At 45.3% G+C, this 19,589-nt stretch carries 17 protein-coding genes and 2 tRNA genes; 9 read left to right on the forward strand and 10 right to left on the reverse strand.

All coding sequences use genetic code 11. The features are described from left to right. A complete protein-coding gene (locus tag R7Q38_RS07765; RefSeq protein WP_239938894.1) occupies nt 1-435 on the reverse strand; it encodes a hypothetical protein in 435 nt (144 codons plus the stop codon). Between the two features lie 302 nt (nt 436-737). Between R7Q38_RS07765 and R7Q38_RS07770 the strand changes: the two genes are divergently transcribed. After that, entirely contained in the window at nt 738-3,182 is a 2,445-nt protein-coding gene (locus R7Q38_RS07770) for a collagenase (protein WP_239938896.1), read from the forward strand. Nucleotides 3,183-3,343: 161 nt separating this feature from the next. On the opposite strand, the gene R7Q38_RS07775 is transcribed toward R7Q38_RS07770, so the two are convergent. From R7Q38_RS07775 to R7Q38_RS07805, 7 genes are all read right to left on the reverse strand, one after another. Further along, a complete protein-coding gene (locus R7Q38_RS07775; RefSeq protein ID WP_239938898.1) occupies nt 3,344-5,140 on the reverse strand; it encodes an aminopeptidase P family protein in 1,797 nt (598 codons plus the stop codon). Further along, nucleotides 5,140-6,132, reverse strand: coding sequence for an ABC transporter ATP-binding protein (locus R7Q38_RS07780; protein WP_239938899.1), 993 nt, complete (start codon nt 6,130-6,132; stop codon nt 5,140-5,142). The genes R7Q38_RS07775 and R7Q38_RS07780 overlap by 1 nt, the downstream gene beginning before the upstream one ends. Nucleotides 6,133-6,141: 9 nt before the next feature. Continuing rightward, entirely contained in the window at nt 6,142-7,125 is a 984-nt protein-coding gene (locus tag R7Q38_RS07785; RefSeq protein ID WP_239938901.1) for an ABC transporter ATP-binding protein, read from the reverse strand. Nucleotides 7,126-7,135: 10 nt separating this feature from the next. Further along, a complete protein-coding gene (locus tag R7Q38_RS07790) occupies nt 7,136-8,068 on the reverse strand; it encodes an ABC transporter permease subunit (RefSeq protein ID WP_239938903.1) in 933 nt (310 codons plus the stop codon). 9 nt (nt 8,069-8,077) lie between these two features. Continuing rightward, nucleotides 8,078-8,998, reverse strand: coding sequence for an oligopeptide ABC transporter permease OppB (oppB, locus tag R7Q38_RS07795; RefSeq protein WP_005377838.1), 921 nt, complete (start codon nt 8,996-8,998; stop codon nt 8,078-8,080). A 145-nt stretch (nt 8,999-9,143) separates the two neighbouring features. Next, a complete protein-coding gene (locus R7Q38_RS07800) occupies nt 9,144-10,754 on the reverse strand; it encodes a peptide ABC transporter substrate-binding protein (RefSeq protein ID WP_238970304.1) in 1,611 nt (536 codons plus the stop codon). 264 nt (nt 10,755-11,018) lie between these two features. Then, nucleotides 11,019-12,125 (reverse strand): M20/M25/M40 family metallo-hydrolase, encoded by a 1,107-nt coding sequence (locus R7Q38_RS07805; protein ID WP_239938905.1) that lies wholly within the window; start codon nt 12,123-12,125, stop codon nt 11,019-11,021. Between the two features lie 539 nt (nt 12,126-12,664). Here R7Q38_RS07805 and hppD point away from each other — a divergent pair. The 8 genes from hppD (at nt 12,665) to R7Q38_RS07845 (ending at nt 18,276) form a co-directional block, all read left to right on the forward strand. Further along, a complete protein-coding gene (hppD, locus tag R7Q38_RS07810) occupies nt 12,665-13,738 on the forward strand; it encodes a 4-hydroxyphenylpyruvate dioxygenase (protein WP_005377835.1) in 1,074 nt (357 codons plus the stop codon). After that, nucleotides 13,731-14,861: a homogentisate 1,2-dioxygenase gene (locus tag R7Q38_RS07815; protein ID WP_005388948.1), complete on the forward strand. Its 1,131-nt coding sequence runs from the start codon at nt 13,731-13,733 to the stop codon at nt 14,859-14,861. The genes hppD and R7Q38_RS07815 overlap by 8 nt, the downstream gene beginning before the upstream one ends. A 9-nt stretch (nt 14,862-14,870) precedes the next feature. Beyond that, nucleotides 14,871-15,908, forward strand: a complete 1,038-nt coding sequence (locus R7Q38_RS07820) for a fumarylacetoacetate hydrolase family protein (protein WP_025766743.1) — start codon at nt 14,871-14,873, stop codon at nt 15,906-15,908. A gap of 21 nt (nt 15,909-15,929) precedes the next feature. Next, on the forward strand, nt 15,930-16,598 hold the full coding sequence (gene maiA / locus R7Q38_RS07825; RefSeq protein ID WP_239938907.1) for a maleylacetoacetate isomerase: 669 nt from the start codon (nt 15,930-15,932) through the stop codon (nt 16,596-16,598). A 195-nt stretch (nt 16,599-16,793) separates the two neighbouring features. Then, nucleotides 16,794-17,453 (forward strand): DUF2726 domain-containing protein, encoded by a 660-nt coding sequence (locus tag R7Q38_RS07830; protein WP_203345838.1) that lies wholly within the window; start codon nt 16,794-16,796, stop codon nt 17,451-17,453. A 119-nt stretch (nt 17,454-17,572) separates the two neighbouring features. Continuing rightward, nucleotides 17,573-17,911 carry a hypothetical protein gene (locus tag R7Q38_RS07835; protein ID WP_046874875.1) on the forward strand — a complete coding sequence of 113 codons (339 nt, stop codon included), beginning with the start codon at nt 17,573-17,575 and terminating at the stop codon, nt 17,909-17,911. Between the two features lie 179 nt (nt 17,912-18,090). Beyond that, nucleotides 18,091-18,167 (forward strand) — tRNA-Val (locus R7Q38_RS07840). Nucleotides 18,168-18,199: 32 nt separating this feature from the next. After that, nucleotides 18,200-18,276: transfer RNA gene (locus R7Q38_RS07845), tRNA-Val, on the forward strand. Nucleotides 18,277-18,535: 259 nt separating this feature from the next. On the opposite strand, the gene R7Q38_RS07850 is transcribed toward R7Q38_RS07845, so the two are convergent. Together R7Q38_RS07850 and R7Q38_RS07855 are read right to left on the reverse strand one after the other, a co-directional pair. Beyond that, nucleotides 18,536-18,766, reverse strand: a complete 231-nt coding sequence (locus tag R7Q38_RS07850) for a hypothetical protein (protein ID WP_017820907.1) — start codon at nt 18,764-18,766, stop codon at nt 18,536-18,538. 128 nt (nt 18,767-18,894) lie between these two features. Then, on the reverse strand, nt 18,895-19,533 hold the full coding sequence (locus R7Q38_RS07855; protein WP_239939271.1) for a DJ-1/PfpI family protein: 639 nt from the start codon (nt 19,531-19,533) through the stop codon (nt 18,895-18,897). Between the last annotated feature and the right edge of the window lie 56 nt (nt 19,534-19,589).

Genomic DNA, 19,589 nt, shown 5'->3' on the forward strand with positions numbered 1-19,589 from the left:
TCACTCTTGTAGATTAATGCCAGCCTGCTCGAAACGTGCCAAAGGCGACTTGTTTGATCGCTGATACCAACTAGCTGGCATGTTTGGTTTAAGTCGGGCTTTCTCTTCCTTGCTAATCACAACATAGTGCAAAAACGCATTAAGTGTGGTTACCATCACGTCAAACGTCATTTCCCCATCTTTGCTGATGGATTTCACTAACCCAACGACGGTTTCCTCAGAGACTAACGGTTCAACCACCGCCTTTTTTCGCTCTTTTGTTGATGTTGAAGCGGGCAGTCTTGCACGTGCCGTCTCCCAGCAAACTTTGTTGGTTTTACTGACAAGGTTGTGCTTGTAGCAGTAGTAACTGAATAAAAAGCGTGGCAGGTTTTGCCAGCGTTCGGCTTGGACTTCTAACCAAAGGTGTTGTAGCTCAATATCAGCGTCGGTCATAGGAGTTGTTTAGCAAAAAGAAAAGAAACCATTTTATCGCTTTTGTGAGGAGCAATAAAAGATATTTGAATGGAAAGATAAACAACTAGTTGATCAATATTATTAAAGCAAATCGATTTCTGGCAAGCTCGTGCAACGGCAACTCGAGTACCAAAAACTGATACCGCCACATCTGTTTGTTAACAAAATGTTTCTTCTTATCTTGCGAGTAGATTATATGGAGATGCTCTTGCAGTAATAAGGGCAGTGGCGATGCAAAAGACGTAATGCATTTAAGGAAAACTCAATATAGAAGAAATTAGATGGAACTGAAGATTTTGAGTGTCGCGATTGCGACAACATTAACCAGTACTGGCGTATTTGCGTTAAGCGAGCCAGTTTCTCAAGTTACAGAGCAACATGCACATTCGGCTCATACACACGGTGTTGAATCCAATCGAGTTGAATACCAACCAACCGCAACTCTCCCTATTCAGCCCTCCAAGGCAACTCGAGTACAGTCACTTGAAAGCCTTGATGAGTCGAGCACTGCTTGTGATTTGGAAGCATTGGTTACCGAAAGCAGTAACCAATTGATCGGCGAAATTTTAAGTCAGGGCGCGACGTGTGTGAACCAGCTATTCTCTGCTGAAAGTCGGATTCAAGAGTCGGTATTTAGCTCCGATCATATGTACAACATTGCGAAGCGTACTACGACATTGGCGAAGGGGTATACAGGTGGCGGGAGCGATGAACTAGAAACGTTGTTCTTATACTTACGCGCAGGTTATTACGCCGAGTTTTACAATGACAACATCTCATTTATTGAATGGGTCACCCCAGCGGTGAAAGAATCCGTGGATGCGTTTGTTAACAACGCAAATTTCTACGAGAACAGCGACCGTCACGGCAAAGTGCTTAGTGAAGTCATCATCACTATGGATAGTGCGGGCTTGCAGCACGCGTACTTACCGCAAGTGACCCAGTGGCTTACTCGTTGGAATGATCAATACGCCCAGCACTGGTATATGCGCAATGCGGTTAACGGTGTTTTTACTATTTTGTTTGGTGGGCAGTGGAACGAGCAATTTGTGCAAATAATTGGCAACCAAACGGACCTTGCCAAAGCTTTAGGCGATTTCGCTCTAAGGGCGTCATCAATCGGTGCTGAAGATGAGTTTATGGCCGCGAATGCGGGGCGAGAGCTCGGGCGTTTGACCAAGTATGCGGGTAACGCGAGTTCTGTGGTGAAGAGTCAGCTGAGTCGAATCTTTGAACAGTATGAAATGTATGGTCGGGGTGACGCGGTTTGGCTTGCGGCGGCGGACACCGCCTCATATTACGCAGATTGTAGTGCGTTCGGAATTTGTAATTTCGAAACTGAGCTAAAAGGCTTGGTGCTATCGCAAACTTATACTTGTAGCCCGACAATCCGAATTTTGTCTCAGAATATGACGCAAGAGCAACACGCGGCCGCATGTTCTAAAATGGGCTACGAAGAGGGTTACTTTCATCAGTCTTTAGAAACTGGTGAACAACCAGTAAAAGATGACCACAACACTCAGCTCCAAGTCAATATCTTCGATTCAAGCACTGATTATGGTAAGTACGCAGGGCCAATTTTCGATATTAGTACTGACAATGGCGGTATGTACTTGGAGGGCGACCCTTCCCAGCCGGGGAATATTCCCAACTTTATTGCTTATGAAGCCTCTTATGCGAACGCGGATCACTTTGTCTGGAACCTAGAGCACGAATACGTGCATTACTTAGATGGTCGATTTGATCTCTATGGAGGGTTTAGTCATCCAACTGAAAAAATAGTGTGGTGGAGTGAAGGCATTGCAGAGTATGTCGCTCAAGAAAATGACAACCAAGCAGCACTTGAGACGATTTTAGACGGCTCGACATATACCTTAAGTGAGATTTTCGAGACTACTTATGATGGGTTTGATGTCGATCGAATTTATCGTTGGGGGTACTTAGCTGTACGTTTTATGTTTGAAAATCATAAAGATGACGTAAACCAAATGCTGGTGGAAACACGCCAAGGGAATTGGAGCAATTACAAAGCAACGATCACCCAATGGGCGAATTTATATCAAAGTGAGTTTGAGAAGTGGCAGCAAGCCCTTGTCTCAAATGGTGCACCTAATGCAGTCATAACCGCAAACAACAAGGGGAAAGTCGGTGAAAGCATTACATTTAGCAGTGAAAACAGTACAGACCCAAACGGGAAGATCGTCAGCGTCTTATGGGACTTCGGTGATGGCTCGACAAGTACACAAACCAAGCCGACGCACCAATATGGGAGTGAAGGGGAGTATTCGGTCAGTCTAAGTGTGACAGACAGTGAAGGCTTGACGGCAACCGCCACTCATACTGTTGTTATCTCAACGTTGGGCGGTAATGACACATTGCCACAAGACTGCGCGGTGCAAAGTAAAGTAAGCGGTGGGCGCCTAACAGCAGGAGAGCCCGTTTGCTTGGCAAATCAACAAACCATTTGGCTAAGCGTGCCAGCGGTGAATGAGAGCTCAAATCTGGCGATAACGACGGGGAATGGTACGGGCAACCTAAAGCTTGAATACAGTAACTCTGGTTGGCCGGATGATACTAATCGTCACGGGTGGTCAGATAATATTGGTAATGGAGAGTGTATTACGTTGTCAAATCAGAGTAACTACTGGGGCTACGTTAAAGTCTCTGGTGACTTTGAGAATGCCGCCATCGTCGTTGATTTTGATGCTCAGAAGTGTCGTCAGTAGGGCATTTTAACTGCATCATTTTAATTTAATTGATCGCCTCGCTAACATTGCGGGGCGTTTTTGTTTTTCACGCCGTTATCTCTATAAAAAAAACCAGCCCGAAGGCTGGCAAACAAGGAGTTTGAGATGAAAATGAAAACGTTATAAAGCTTGCTGATATCCTATTTCTCAATAAGTTGGGTTGTGCGTTGAAGCCAGTTTTTATCTTGCGTATCAAGAAAAGGGCTAAGTGCTTGATAGACTCGTGAATGGTAATGATTGAGCCAGTCTAGCTCTGCTTGATCTAGCATTGATAAATCAAGGGCGTTGGTCGCAATTGGAGCAAGAGTGATGGTCTCAAAACCGTAGAACGTGCCGAACTCATTTTGTTCTACTTCTACAACTTTAAGAATGTTCTCTATTCTTACCCCGTACTCACCTTCGCGATAAACGCCTGGTTCATTAGTAATGACCATACCCGGTTTTAGCTCAACCTCATGGTGGCTTTGCGAGAAATTTTGTGGGCCTTCGTGAACATTCAAGCAAATGCCCACGCCGTGTCCAGTGCCGCACTTGTAATCAATACCATGTTGCCATAAGACGCCACGCGCCATGATATCAAGATTGGCACCCGTAGAGCCTTTCATGAATCGAGTCTGAGTCAGTCGGATGACCGCTTTGAGCACCAAGGTATAATCTTTGCGCTGCTTAATGGTCGGTGACCCGAAGTGGAAAGTACGGGTGATGTCTGTTGTCCCGCCAAGGTATTGGCCACCAGAATCGACGAGAAAGAAGTTGCTTTCATTGACTGCCGCATTGCTTTCTTCATCGGCGGCATAATGCATTTTTGCCCCGTGAGCTGCGAAGCCTGCGATAGTGCGGAAACTGTCACTCACATAATGTCGGGTTTGACGGCGATAGTGATTCAGTTGTGCATCAGCAGACAATTCTGTAACGAGTCCGCTTGGAACTTGCTCTTCGAGCCAGTTCATAAACCTTACGATTGCCACACCATCATCTGTTAATGCCTGTTCTAGGCTAGTTAGCTCGGTCGCATTTTTTATGGCCTTCATTGCCGTTACAGGGCAAGCCATTGGCTTTAGATTCACATTCCCTTCAATCGAACTCACCAATAAGCTGTCTGTGTGGGTCGGGTTAAAAGCGAGCGATAATCCCTCACATTGCTGATTCAAATACTGACTTACGTAGTTGTAATGGCGAATGTGTACACTCTGCTCGGTCAGCGCTCTTTCAACGTCTTGAGGCAGTTTGGCTTTATCAATAAACAGTGTCGCAAGTGATTGCTCTACGACTAGATAGGCTTCAGAAACTGGGCAGTAATTCGTATCACCACCTCGAATATTCATTGTCCACATGACATCATCTAGCGTTGACACTAATAAGCTATCTACTTGGTTCTCGGTTAACAAAGAACGGATTCTCGCTAACTTATTTTCTGTGTCGACGCCAGCAAAAGCGGTGGGGTGCTCGAATACGGGTGCACTTGGGCGAGGTGGTCTTTCAAGCCAAATCGGTGTGAGCAAATCTAGGTCGAGAATGATCTTAATGTTTTTCGCTTCAAAGGCTTGTTTGAGGCCTTGATAAAAAGCGTAACTGATGGCGCGCCCGTCAACCGCGACAATACTGTTTTCTGGGAGCGTGGTAGCCAGCCATTTGGCAATTGTCGGCGTTTCTGGTTGTTTGGCTTTAAACAGTTCAAGTCCTGTGCCGTGTAACTGTTCTTCAGCTTGAATATAGTAACGACCATCAGTCCACAGGCCACCACCTTGTTGGGTAATGACGACATCGCCTGCTGAGCCGGTAAAACCTGAAATCCAGCTTCGCGCTAACCAATGATCCGCTGAGTATTCACTGTTATGTGGGTCATTGTTGGTCACGATATATGCAGACACGTTATGAAAGGACATTGCCTCACGCAATAACGTAAGGCGTTGGTTTACTGAGTTAGTATTGTTCATTAAATGGTTCCTAAAGTCATATTTGAGCAATAGATATGATGCTGCTCCGAGCCTGTTTTTATTGGGTTCTGTTGCCCACATACTTCTGTTGCTTCTGGGCATCGAGTACGAAAAACGCAACCGCTCGGTGGATTAAGTGGAGAAGGAAGGTCGCCGGGCAATAGTTGTATTTCACGGTAACGTGCTAATTGCGGATTAGCTATCGGGACAGCAGATAACAGTGCTTTGGTGTAGGGGTGTTGTGCATCATCAAATACTTTATCGTAACGTCCTACTTCCATAGGTTTACCAAGATACATCACCATAACGCGGTCGCTGATGTGGCGCACCACGCTTAAGTCGTGCGCAATCATCACCAGTGTTAACCCCATTTCTTGTTTAAGATCATCTAGAAGATTGATGACCTGAGCTTGTATGGAGACGTCTAGCGCACTAACGGGTTCATCACACACGACCAAATCTGGATTGAGAATTAATGCTCTGGCAATACCCACACGTTGGCATTGACCTCCGGAAAATTCATGTGGATAGCGGTTTCGCTGGCTCGCCAAGAGACCCACTTTATCCATCATAGCGATGACACGCTTTTCTACCTCTGCCCGTTTAAGTTGTGGCTCGTGGGTGAGCAGTGGTTCGGCGATGCATTCTGAGATGGTTAATCTCGGATTCAAACAAGCGGATGGGTCTTGAAACACCATCTGAAATTCTCTACGTCGAGAGGAAAGCTCTTTCTTACTAAACCCGCGCATGTCTTGATCTTTCCAAGTCAACTCGCCATGTGTAGGTTCAATTAAGCGAAGTAAGGCGCGTGCAAGCGTTGATTTTCCGCAGCCTGATTCCCCCACAATGCCAAGTGTTTCACCTCGATAAACATCTAAGTCGATACCATTGACCGCTTTCACGATTTTACGTTGACTTGGAATAAGGTGACGCGAAACAGGAAAGTGGACGTTTAAATCACGAGCAGACATGAGGACTTCTCTTTTATTCATAATGCCTCCTTAAGCTTTTATTTGAATAGGAGTGATAACACTGGGTGCGTTAACGTGACAGGCAATGGACTGGCTCGTGTTTAATGGAGAAAACCGTGGGGTTTCGTATTGGCAACGCGTCTCTCGATGCTCGCACCGCTCTTTAAACGGACACCCTTGATGGTTAATCAACGCACTTGGTGGGTTACCTGGGATGGTTGGTAAACGCGGCATATCTTCAGTGATGGAAGGAATCGCCTTTAGCAGGCCTTGAGTATAGGGGTGCGCAGGTTGAGCGAACAATGTCTCGGTATCTGATTGCTCCATTTTTTGACCACCATACATGACCAATACGCGATCACACATCTCGGCGACGACGCCCATATCGTGAGTGATCAGTAAAATTGCGGTGTTGAACTCTTGTTGTAAGTCTCGTAATAGCGTCAAAATTTGAGCCTGAACGGTTACATCTAATGCGGTGGTTGGTTCGTCTGCAATTAACAACTCGGGCTTACACAACAACGCCATCGCTATCATGATTCGCTGACGCATTCCGCCAGATAATTCTTGAGGGTATTGATTCATCCGAGTTTCGGGAGAGGGAATACGCACCGCATCCAACATGTGAATCGATTCAATTTTTGCTTGTTTTCGGCTCATTCCTTTATGAATCATGAGAACTTCACAAAGCTGCTTGCCAATTTTCATGAATGGATTAAGTGACGTCATCGGATCTTGAAAGATCATTCCGATTTTCTCTGCACGGATGCGGTTGAGCTGCTTTTTCGACATCGCGAGTAAATCATCACCGTGGAACATTGCGCTTCCAGACACGGCGCCGTTGTCCGCGGTTAACCCCATTAATGCGAAAACAGATTGGCTTTTTCCCGAACCTGATTCCCCAACAATCCCAAGAGTTTCGCCCGCTTTAATCGAGTAGGAGAGATTACTGACCGCTTGCACTTGCCCATCTGGCGTATCGAAGCGCACGTTCATGTTTTCAATAGATAGCATGGGTTTGTCCTTATCGGTCTTTCGGGTCAAGAGCATCACGCAAGCCATCGCCGATGAAGTTAAAACAAAAGAGGGTGGCAACTAAAAACAGAGAGGGAAAAAGCAGCATCCACAATGCAACGTCAATTGTTTTTGCGCCTTCGGAAATCAGGATCCCCCAGCTCGTGTCTGGTGGTTGAACACCAAGCCCTAAGAAGCTTAAAAACGATTCGAACATAATGAATCCTGGTACCATTAAGGAGGAATAAACCATCACGATCCCAAGAACATTAGGCAGAACATGGCGTCGGACAATTGTCAATTTAGAAACCCCAATAGAGTGTGCGGCTTCGATGAACTCTCGCTTTTTTAGACCGAAGGTGACACCACGTACAACACGGGCAATGCCCAGCCAAGATACCATTCCGATCACGATAAAAATCAGGTAGATGTTGTTGCCAAAAAGGGTAACAAACAGGATAACCATAAACATAAATGGCACCGAATCGAGCACCTCAATAATGCGCATCATTACGCTATCGACAACGCCGCCAAGATAGCCGGAAATACTTCCCCAAATCGTACCAATAACAACGGCGACTAAGGCCCCGACAAAGCCCACCAAAATAGAGAGCCTGCCACCTTGCATCGTGCGAGCGAAAACATCTTGCCCGAGATCATCGGTACCAAAGTAATGGCCACTGCTCAGTGAAGGTTTCCCTAGCTCGTATGGATCGATGAGCACTTCCCAGTCAATTTCATCATGGCCAAAAGCGGCAATAGAGGGGCCGAAAGTTATGCATAAGGTAATGAAAGCCAAAACATACACTGATGTCATCGCGGCTCTGTTTTTACGAAATCGAGTCCATGCATCCTGCCAAAGACTGCGACCTTCGACGGCTTCAATATTGTCGACGACTTGATCTTGAAGAGCTTGTGTATCCAGTTTTTTTATCGTTAACATGCCGGACTCCTAAACGCGTATACGAGGGTCGATAATCGTATATAGCAAGTCGACCACAAGGTTAAAGAAGATAGTGAGTGAAGCGACAATCAGAGTAATGCCCATTACTAGGCCGTAGTCGCGGTTGAGAGCCCCAGACACAAAGTGTTGTCCCATGCCACCTGTACCAAAGAAAATGTCGATAATCACCGAGCCTGTCACGACAGAAACAAACGCAGGGCCGAGCATCGCAACGACGGGAATCAGGGATGGTCGCAAAGCGTGATGGAATAAAATGTAGGTTGTGGACAAACCTTTGGCTTTTGCCGTTCGAATGTATGGTTGGTTGAGCGTTTCAATCATTGCGCCACGCATGACGCGTGCAATACTCGCAATGGAGCCAATCGCCAGGCTGAGCACGGGAAGAACAAGAAAAGCCAGCTTTCCTCCTTCCCAACCACCAGCAGGGAACCAGCCGAGCTGAATGGCGAAGATCATGACTAAAACTGGAGCAAGTACGAAAGCCGGAACCACAACTCCAGTCATCGAAAGTGTCATCAGGCCGTAATCTAGGCGGCTATTTCGGTTCAATGCCGCAATGGTGCCAAGCAACATGCCAAGTGGAACGGAAATGCAAAAGGAGAGTACGCCTAATACTGCTGAAACTGGCCATGATTGTGCGACGAGCTGTGTAACACTGAAGTCTTGATAAACGAAGCTCGGACCGAGATCTCCTTGTATGAAATTACCAATGTAAATCCAAAACTGAGTAAGGAAGGGCTGGTCCAAATGGAATTTTGCTTCGATATTCGCCCGTACCACCTCTGGCATAGGCCGTTCCATATCAAATGGCCCCCCTGGTGCAATGTGCATCAGCCAAAATGATACGAGTGCGATGAATAGAAGCGTGGGGATAGCGATAGCTAATCGCTTAACAATGTACCAAATCATGATCCATCATCCTTTGGTCATCCGAAATCACTTCGAACGGTTATGAATAAAAAAATGGTCTGAGCTCAGGTTGCCTTCTCCACCGAGAGATATGAGGAACGGCAAGTAAACATTGAACTTGCCGACTCAGACCGAAAACATGCTTTTAGTGGGCTTTTACATAGACATTCTTGCGGTAGTACGACGACTCAGGGTTTGTCAGTTCGTAGCCGCCCACGTAAGGCTTGATGAGGTATTGATCGTTACCCGGACGATAAATAGGAATAATGGCCATGTCTTCAATCAGCATGCTTTCTGCTTGTAGATACAGTTCTGATGGGTTGCTCATGGTCTTTGAGCGAGCCATTAACTCGTCGTATTGCGGGTTGTTATAACGAGAATCGTTGTACTCGCCACTAGAAACGAAGATATCCAACCATGTAGAGGCTTCATTGTAGTCGGCCGTCCAGCCGCCGCGAGTAATGTCGGTCGGCTCTTTAAGTGCGTAGAACACTTTCGGTTCTAGCTGTTTTATCGTGACTTGCGCACCCAATCGGCTTTTCCACATGCCTGCCATGGTGGTTGCCATTTTTACGTCCATCGAGAAAGTTGGTACGGTAAACGTTAACTTAAGCGGATTGCTTTTATCGTATCCAGCTTCTGACAGTAATTGCTGCGCTTTTTCGATACGTTTATGGCGGTTCCAAGTTGCGAACTCAGGAGTGTGAGATTTAAAACCATCTGTTTGAGGTGGCACAAGGGTATACATTGGAACCCCACCGTTTCTCAAAATAGCACTCGTTAACAGTTGACGGTCAATGGCATATGAGAGGGCTTTACGAACTCGCACGTCTTTTGTTGGCCCTTGTTGAGTGTTGAGGTAATAGAATGTGGAGCCAAGAGACGCACTGGTGCTTGCCACTTCTTGTGGGCGTTGTTGAATTAACTTTTTCTTCTGAGCGGCAGGAATGGAAACCGCTTGGTCTATCTCACCAGCTAGGTAGCGGTTTAGCACTACGTTTGCATCACCAATTGGTAGCCAGGTGACTTTTTCCAGCACTACATTGCTTGCGTCCCAATAATGTGGATTTTTAACCATCACCAGTTTTTCGTTAACTTTCCATTCAGAGACAGTAAACGCACCATTTGTAACTATATGTTCTGGCTGGGTCCAACGGTTGCCATGTTTTTCAATGGTCGCTTTATGAACGGGGGCAAGCACTGGATGACTTAATAGTTTCGTAAAGAAGGGAATAGGCTCTTCTAGTGTTACCTGGAACGTTTTTTCATCCAGCGCCTTCACGCCCAAAGACTCGGGTGCGGCGTCGCCCTTCATAATCGCTTGCGAGTTTTCGATCTTTGGAATGGCCGCAAACCAAGCGTAGGGTGAAGCAGTGCTTGGATTCAGTAAGCGTTGCCAGCTGTAGACAAAATCTTGTGCAGTGACCGTTTCGCCATTTGACCATTTTGCATCACGTAAGTGGAAGGTATAAACCGTATTGTTGTCATTGACTGACCAAGACTCAGCAACACCAGGAATGGTTTTACCTTGCTTATCTTGAATGACCAGACCTTCAAACAGGTCTCGACCGAGATTAAAAGCGGGCTCTGCGGCTTGCTTGGCTGGGTCAATAGAAGTAACTTCAGCTCCATTGTTTAGCGTAATTTCTTGTATCTCATCGAGGGTCACACCTGCGGGATACGGTGCGGCATAGCTTGATGTTGCCAGTATTGGACTCATCATCGACGCTAATAAAAGCAACTTAGGTAATTTCATCCTTGTCTCACTCTTTTCATCCTGAAAGATGCCAAAAATGTATATTGTATAAATTGTCTGCACAATCGAGTTTTAACATTACTGTAACAGGGTGTCGGGTGTTGAGCTGTCTGGTCTCAAAAAGTGAGCTAGGGGAATTTCTTTGAAAATCTGATATCAAGTTGGCATGACGGGAAGTAATTTTGCTTCGATACAAATTAAAATCCCCTTCAAGCACAGGCTAGAAGGGGAAGATAGTCAGTCTGCTCTTCAAAAGGCACGACGTTAACTGACTAGGAAATGTTTCACGAACTCAGTGATTTTGACCATATCACTTACCGCGATAAACTCTTCTGTCGTGTGTACTTTTGCCATGCCAGTTGAAAGGTTGACAGTTGTGAGACCTTTCTTGTTAAAGTTGTTGGCATCGCTACCGCCGCCAGTGCCTTTTGTGAAGGCGTCAATGCCCAACTCTGAAAACGCTGCTTTTATAGCGTTTACGTGTGGGTGGTTTTCTTCAATAACAAAAGCGTCGTAGGCTCGGCTAGATTCAATTTCGACTTCTGCACCGTGTTTTTTACAGACAGACTCTAATGTTGAGATCATATGATTGACCTGAGCATCTAGTTTATCGCCATTCAGGGAGCGTGCTTCTGCCACGATTTTTAATTCAGGCATAACAATGTTTGTGGCCTGACCGCCGTTAACCATACCGATGTTGGCTGTCGTTTCTTCGTCGATTCGAAGCAGCTTCATTTGGTTGATGGCATCTGCCGCCACCATGATCGCACTGATGCCTTCTTCTGGCGCAAGCCCTGCGTGTGCTGGTCGACCTTTGATTTTTGCCATGATCTTTTGCTGGCCTGGGGCTGCGGTCACAATGGTGCCAATAGGGCCACCCGTATCTAACACGATTGCTTCCGTTGAAGTGACGTGTGACATATCGAAGTATTGTGAACCGAATAAACCGCCTTCTTCATACACGGTGAAAGCAAGTTCTAACGTTTTGTGCTCACGGTTTTCCGCTTGAATACAACGAACGGCTTCCATGATGGCAGCAATACCAGATTTATCATCGCCACCAAGAATCGTATTGCCTTTTGAACGGATAACGCCGTCTTCGATGAGTGGCTCAATGCCAATACCTGGAGTGACCGTATCCATATGACAGCTCATTAGAATAGAGCCGTCTTTTTTGCCGTCTAAACGGGCGTACACGTTAAAACCGTTAGAAATGTGCTCAGGCACTGGAAGCTTGTGCACGGTAAATCCTAGCTCGCCTAGCTGCTCTGCCAGTGTTTCTGCAATTTGTTTTTCGTTTGTTGATTCGCTATCGATACGTACTAGTTGGCAAAAATGTTCAACTAAGCGTTCTTGATTGATGTGTGTCATTAGATGTCTCTTTTTCTGATCGAGAGTGAAGCCCTGTGGCTCGGCTCGATAGGGAACAGAGCACCACTTATGGCACAGTTACTTTTGAATAAAACTGAGGTGAATCAATAAAGGAGTATCCATGACACGATTCTGACCGATGAGCCTTTCGAACTGTATGAAGCGTCACGAAACATTACTTTTGATGTTTTGCAGGATCAAATGAATAAATCGGATAGAGATAGGGTGCAATAGACTTTCCATCCCCTTTTTACTTTTTGAGCTACGTTGCCAAGATAAAATTCCAAAGTAACAACTTGTTTACATTTTGTGTATTGGCGTAAAGCCGAAAATATCAATCTAATATATTGAAAATAAGCAGTTTGTTTGATGTTTACGAAAGTGAGTTCGATGTGCCTTCTGTGTGTAACATATATTTTACAATTATGCGTAAAAATCGCCAAGGTAAAGATTTCTCCCCACGTATTCCAATTTCTCAAGACCTGCGCCAAGTTAGAAAAATAAGTCCAAACAAAAGCTACTGAGACAAGGAGAAAGTCATGGTTGATGCATATAACCCACTAGGAACAGACGGATTTGAGTTTGTTGAATATACCGCTGCTGACAACAAAGGCATTCAACAGCTTAAAGATCTGTTTATATCGTTAGGTTTTGCGGAAATTGCAAAGCATCGCTCAAAAGAAGCGTGGTTATATCGACAAGGTGACATTAGCTTTATTGTGAATGCGCAGCCGCATAGCCAAGCTGAGGGATTCGCCAAAGTCCACGGTCCGTCGGTTTGTGGCATGGCATTTCGAGTGAAAGACGCGACCGTTGCTCTGGCGCATGCGTTAGAGAATGGCGGTAAAGAATATAAAACGGAAATTGGGCCGATGGAGCTTAGCATTCCTGCTATTTATGGCATCGGTGAAAGCTTGCTTTATTTTGTCGATCGTTATGGAAAGCAGAGCATCTATGATGTCGATTTTCGTTTTTATGATGATGCTGATGAGCGTTTATCAAAAGCGAATGTTGGTCTTTACGAAATCGACCACTTAACGCACAACGTTAAGCAAGGCAACATGGATGTCTGGTCTGGTTTCTATGAGCGCATTGGTAACTTCCGCGAAATTCGTTATTTCGATATCGAAGGTAAGCTGACTGGTCTTGTCAGCCGCGCGATGACCGCACCTTGCGGCAAAATCCGAATTCCTATCAATGAGTCGTCAGATGATAAATCACAGATTGAAGAGTTTATCCGTGAATACAATGGCGAAGGCATTCAACATATCGCATTGACTACAGACGACATCTACGAAACGGTCAAAACATTGCGTGAGCGAGGCATGGACTTTATGCCAACGCCAGATACTTATTACGAGAAAGTCGATCAGCGTGTTGAAGGCCACGGTGAAGATGTAAGCAAGCTTCGTGATTTGCAGATTCTTATTGATGGTGCACCAACGAAAGATGGCATCTTGCTACAAATCTTTACTCAAACCGTTATCGGCCCTGTGTTCTTCGAAATCATCCAACGTAAAGGCAATGAAGGCTTTGGCGAGGGTAACTTCAAAGCGTTGTTTGAATCGATAGAAGAAGACCAAATTCGCCGAGGAGTATTGAGCGATGCATAAATGGATCACATTCCCTCACCGGGAGGGAGTGTGCTCTAAACAAGCGCATGCTGACTTCCCGGAAGAGGCAATTTATGAACGTGAGGCAGGTCGAAGTGGCTTCTTCGGCCCCGCAACACATTTTCATCATCAACATGCCCCAACGGGGTGGTCTGAGTGGGAGGGAGAGCTACGTCCACGAGCGTTCGATTTTAATCTAGTTGAGAAAGCCAGCCATATTACCCCTTGGGCAGTCCCGCATCTATTACACAACGCGAATTGTAAAGTTCGTGTTTGGCGTATGGATGAAAAAATGGACTTCTTGGTGAGAAACGCGGATGGCGACGAACTGCTATTCATCCACCAAGGTACGGCAGATCTCTACTGTGATTATGGTCATTTGAAAGTGAGCGAAGGGGATTATGTCATGATCCCTCGCTCAACGAGCTGGCGTTTAGAGCCAAGCGAGCCGATGTTCATTCTGATGATCGAAAACACCGATGCGGCTTATACATTGCCCGAAAAAGGCATGGTTGGAAACCACGCGGTGTTTGATCCGGCGGTTTTAGAAACGCCGTCGATCAACGATCAGTTCCGTGCTCAATATTCTGAGAATCAAACACAGGTTCAGGTGAAACGCCACGATAAAGTCAGTGTTATCACTTACCCATTCAACCCGTTGGATGCGATTGGCTGGCATGGTGATTTGGCGGTAGTAAAAGTGAACTGGCGTGATATTCGTCCACTTATGTCACATCGTTACCATTTACCGCCTTCTGCACATACTACATTTGTAGGAGCAGGATTTGTGGTGTGTACCTTCGTTCCTCGTCCAATTGAAAGTGATCCTGGAGCGCTCAAAGTACCGTTCTACCACAACAATGACGATTATGACGAAGTCTTGTTCTACCATGCAGGTGATTTTTTCAGCCGTGACAACATTGAAGCAGGCATGGTGACATTCCATCCAGCAGGATTTACACATGGTCCTCACCCGAAAGCATTCAAAGCAGGGCGAGAGCATAAGAAGACTTTCACCGACGAAGTTGCGGTCATGATTGATACGCGTCACGCACTTCAGTTTTCGGATGAGCTGGAAAAAGTAGAAAACAAAGAATACGTCTATAGCTGGCAAGAGAAGTAAGAGGCAAGGATGAAATTAGCAACCAAGAAAAATGGCACTCGTGACGGTTTGTTGATGGTCGTGAGCAAAGATTTAACGCGCTGCGTACCAGCGACAGAAATTTTCCACCCCATGAACTTAGCACCGACGATGCAGGTGGCGCTTGATAACTGGGATACGCTAGCACCACAACTGGAAGAGCTATACGTTGCACTGAACAATGGCACGGTTGCAGGGTATGAAGAGTTTGAAGCGCACTACTGCGAGTCGCCGCTTCCTCGCGCTTATCAGTGGGCTGATGGCAGTGCTTACGTAAACCACGTTGAGTTGGTTCGAAAAGCTCGCGGCGCTGAAATGCCAGAGAGTTTTTGGACGGATCCGTTGATGTACCAAGGAGGCTCTGATGCCTTTATTGGTCCTTGTGACAACATCGAGTTTGCGAGTGATGAATGGGGTATTGATTTCGAAGGTGAAGTGGCTGTGGTAACTGGTGACGTACCAATGGGCGCGAGTGTTGCAGAGGCTCAGGAGTCGATTCGTTTGATCATGCTGGTGAATGATGTCTCACTGCGTGGTCTAATTCCGGCAGAGTTAGCTAAAGGGTTTGGTTTTTTCCAATCTAAACCTTCTTCTGCGTTTTCTCCTGTGGCAGTAACACCTGACGAACTAGGCGATGCGTGGTACGAAAACAAAGTGCATTTACCACTGGTCTCGACCTACAACCACAAGCCGTTTGGTCGCCCGAATGCAGGTATCGATATGACGTTTGATTTCGCAGACTTAATTGTTCATGCGACTAAAACGCGCCCGCTATCTGCTGGGGCAATTATAGGTTCTGGCACGGTATCTAATAAGCAAGGCACCGAACATGGCACTTCGATTGAGGAGGGTGGTGTTGGTTATTCATGTATCGCGGAAGTTCGCATGATTGAAACCATTCGTGATGGTAAGCCGTCGACTAACTTCATGTCGTTTGGAGATTCTATTAGATTGGAAATGTTCGATGCGGATGGCAACAACATATTCGGTTCGATTGACCAACAAGTTAGCCAATATCTCAAGCACTAACAGTGCTGGTTGGGAGACGATATGAGCGATAGCATGATTTTATACGGATACTGGCGATCATCGGCGGCATATCGTGTGCGTATTTGCTTGAATCTTAAAGAGTTACCGTATGATTCAAAATCGGTACACTTGGTGCGCAATGGTGGCGAACAACACAGTAACGAGTACCATGAGTTAAACGCTTCTGAACTGGTTCCTTTGCTGGTGGATGGGGAGGTTCAGTTAACCCAGTCACTGGCGATCATTCAATACTTAGAAGAACACTACCCGGATGTCACTGTGATCCCCGAGCAAACGCCGCTTCGATACCAAGCGCTAGCTTTGGCTCAGGATATTGCAATGGAGATTCATCCCCTGAATAACTTAAGAGTTCTACAGTATTTAGAGGGGGAGTTAGCTTGCGAGCCAGAGCGCAAAGTCGCTTGGATTCATCACTGGATCCACAAAGGTTTTACAGCATTAGAAGAGAAACTTCAGAAGCATCGTAAACTAAATGGTGATTGCAAGTTTAGCCTGACAAGCTCGCCATCTATTGTCGATATTTGTCTGGTACCACAATTTTATAACGCACAACGCTTTGGTGTAGATACCTCTCTTTATCCAACCATTAACGCTGTTGTGCAGTCATGCAATCAACTGCCCGCTTTTATTGATGCGATGCCAGAGAGTCAGCCAGACGCTAATAGTTGATTCTTAGCATACATAATGTATTAACAAAATTTAAACGAGCCAATCCAAGTGTGTGATTGGCTTGTTTTTATTGGTGAGCAAAATTTTCTGTTTCTCGCTATCGTCGTGGCGCCTCAAAATTGCGAGGTTTTGTTGCTCTGCATAACATTTCCATTTACGCTTTGAGCAACGAGTTGTTTTGGATGCACTTTATTTATGACCAACATTTTTATCATTGTTGTTCTTCTGGTTTTATTCTTCTTTGTTATTCAAAAGTACGTGATTAAGCACGATGACACGCGTGATTATCCTTATCGCTCGAAAGGCCCTCTGCTCAGAGGTCAAGAGGGTGCGTTCTATAATGCGTTAAGAGCTGCGGTCGGGGAGCATGCCGTAGTATTCGCGAAAGTAAACATGTCCAGTTTGGTTACGCCAAAAGAAATCAAAAATAAGAAGCGGTTTTTTGTCGCGAACAATCGTATATCTCGAAGCTATTTTGATTACGTTATTTGTGACCCAAGGACACTAGAGCCGCGCGTTATCGTTGAATTGGATAATGGGCAGGAGCTAAACAAGGGTAAGATAGAAAGACAAAAGTTATTGATTCATGTTTGTAAGACGGCCAACCTGCCTTTAATTGGCGCCTCGGTAAAGCACAGTTATCAAGTTGGGCGATTACGTCGTTTGCTTGCGGCACACATTGATTTGATTGAGCCCGATAAAGAAGTGCGCTTTTGCAAAAAATGCGGCAGTCCGATGATCATTAAAACCGCAAGCCAAGGTGAGTTCAAAGGGAGACGTTTCTTTACTTGTAGCCGTCAGCCGAATTGTACATACACCGAAAATTATAACGTTGTGTTTGAGGCGGACGACTAAACACGACAATTAACCTGCAGAAATAAGGGGCTTTGATTAGAGATGATCAAAGCCTTTTTTGTATCTGTCCTCAAGGCAAGACCTATACTTTGAAAAAGAGTGCAGAATAGGGCAGCCATATGCGATACGGATGGATTTTATCGGCGTTGTTCATCGCATCGAATGTTAGTGCGATACCTAATTTGAAACCACTGGAGTGTGAATTGACAGAGACACCCCAAGATCATTTCTTGTTTTACCGAGAGCAAATGGTTTACCACAGTGAGCAGTTTGTCATATTTCAAAACTTCAAAGGCAGGGTGAGCACTCAAGTGGACGTCAAAACAGGAGAGTTGATTCGTACAACCTATATCGGCGAACCATTTAAACCTAAATATCAGATTTTGTTTGGTACTTGCCCCAATGTATCGCAAACCTTACAGATTTGGATGCTCAGTGAAGTGCCTTACGACAATTAAGTGAGATAATAAAAGTTATATAGATCACACTTTTAAACCCTACAGGCCCAGTTCTTGTCGATAAAATCATCTGAAAACGCGTGTTGAGTTTACATTTTCGCCAAACGGTTCAAAGTTGGCAAATTTGTGCTTGCACCGTCGTTCGCTTATAGCTAATATCCTCGTCGTTCCAGAGAAATGCGTCCGTAGCTCAGCTGGTTAGAGTATCGCCTTGACATGGCGGGGGTCGGTGGTTCGAGTCCACTCGGACGCACCATTCTGAATTGAATGGTTAGGAACACAAAATTTGGGTCCGTAGCTCAGTTGGTTAGAGTACTACCTTGACATGGTAGGGGTCGGCGATTCGAGTTCGCCCGGACCCACCAAATTTTAGAAAAAGCCCACCTTTTGGTGGGCTTTTTTGTGTCTGTAATTCATTGATACTCAAGTAAAACTACTTCTTTTCTTGTCCCTTGTTTTTGCTCTGCGTTAGCCCCTTGTTAAAGATAAAAGCGCACTACCTGATCCGCAACACAACCTCAAAACCCTAAATGCAATGCATAAGGTGCATACACTTCAAACCCACTAGAGCCGTCTATAAATCATGTTGCGTGCCACTAGCCGTGGCATTAGAGACACTGACTATTAATCTAAATTATCTGGCGTGTGAAGATTGGTGCCGCATATTGTACATTTGTAGTCACCAGTCGCTTCGCCTTCCATTAATGAGCTAATTATTGCTGCAAATAGACCTGAGAAGAAACCTTTAGCTTTTTTCTCGGTCTTTTCCTGCGCTTTAGAGAAGCTTTCGTACCGATGTAGCGTTACTTCTTTACAATTACAGCAAAACGCTCTTGTCTCTTCAGAACCGTACATTTTTACCAATTGATTTACTCCCTGTAAGTTAATTTCCCAAGTGGCGTTATGTTCAAGGGTAAGTCACACAAGACTGATGTGTGACTTACCCTAAACACTAAAACGAACGTAATGTAAAACACCACATGTTATGAATGATTATTTAATGCCTTGTGATCCGAGCTTGCTAACTCTGCTGATTGAATAGTTGTGGCAATAAGCTCTTCAAACAGCTCTAATTGCCCAGCAGGTATCAATTGATTTTGTATAGCTTTTCGTTTGTTTGAGTCAAATAGCCGCTCTGTTAACCAACCAATTAGATACATCAGTGAAAGACAGCCACCGGCCGTCGCTACATTACCGTCTATCACGAGAGGCAGATCCTTAACATCTCCTCCCATACTTTGTAGAACATCCTTTGCATCTGGGTTTGTTGTTAATCGCTTGCCTTTTAGTAAACCGAGTTCATGGAGGATGAATGATCCCGCACAAATCGAACCTATTAGCTGCCTATTTGGATCAAGATTCAACGCTGACATAAATTCAGCATCTTTTAAAGCGGCTGGAATACCCCGTTTGCCGCTTGTAATAAGAACGACATCTTGATTCGTCACCTCAGAAAGGTGTCCGTCTGTTTTAACTTTCATACCGAGGTGGGAATGATGTTCAGATTTAGTTCCAAGTATACTTACTGTCCAACTGTCGGTTGTGCGCCCCAGCAAGTCATACATAAGAAAGAAATCGACATCCGTGAAATCATCAAATAAAACAACGCCGATTTTATACATAACATTTATCCTTTTGGACTTACTCGTAAGTCGCAAAATGTGTAGTAGGAGGGGAG

The organism is Vibrio sp. Vb0598 (assembly GCF_033338935.1).
Classification (GTDB): domain Bacteria; phylum Pseudomonadota; class Gammaproteobacteria; order Enterobacterales; family Vibrionaceae; genus Vibrio; species Vibrio alginolyticus.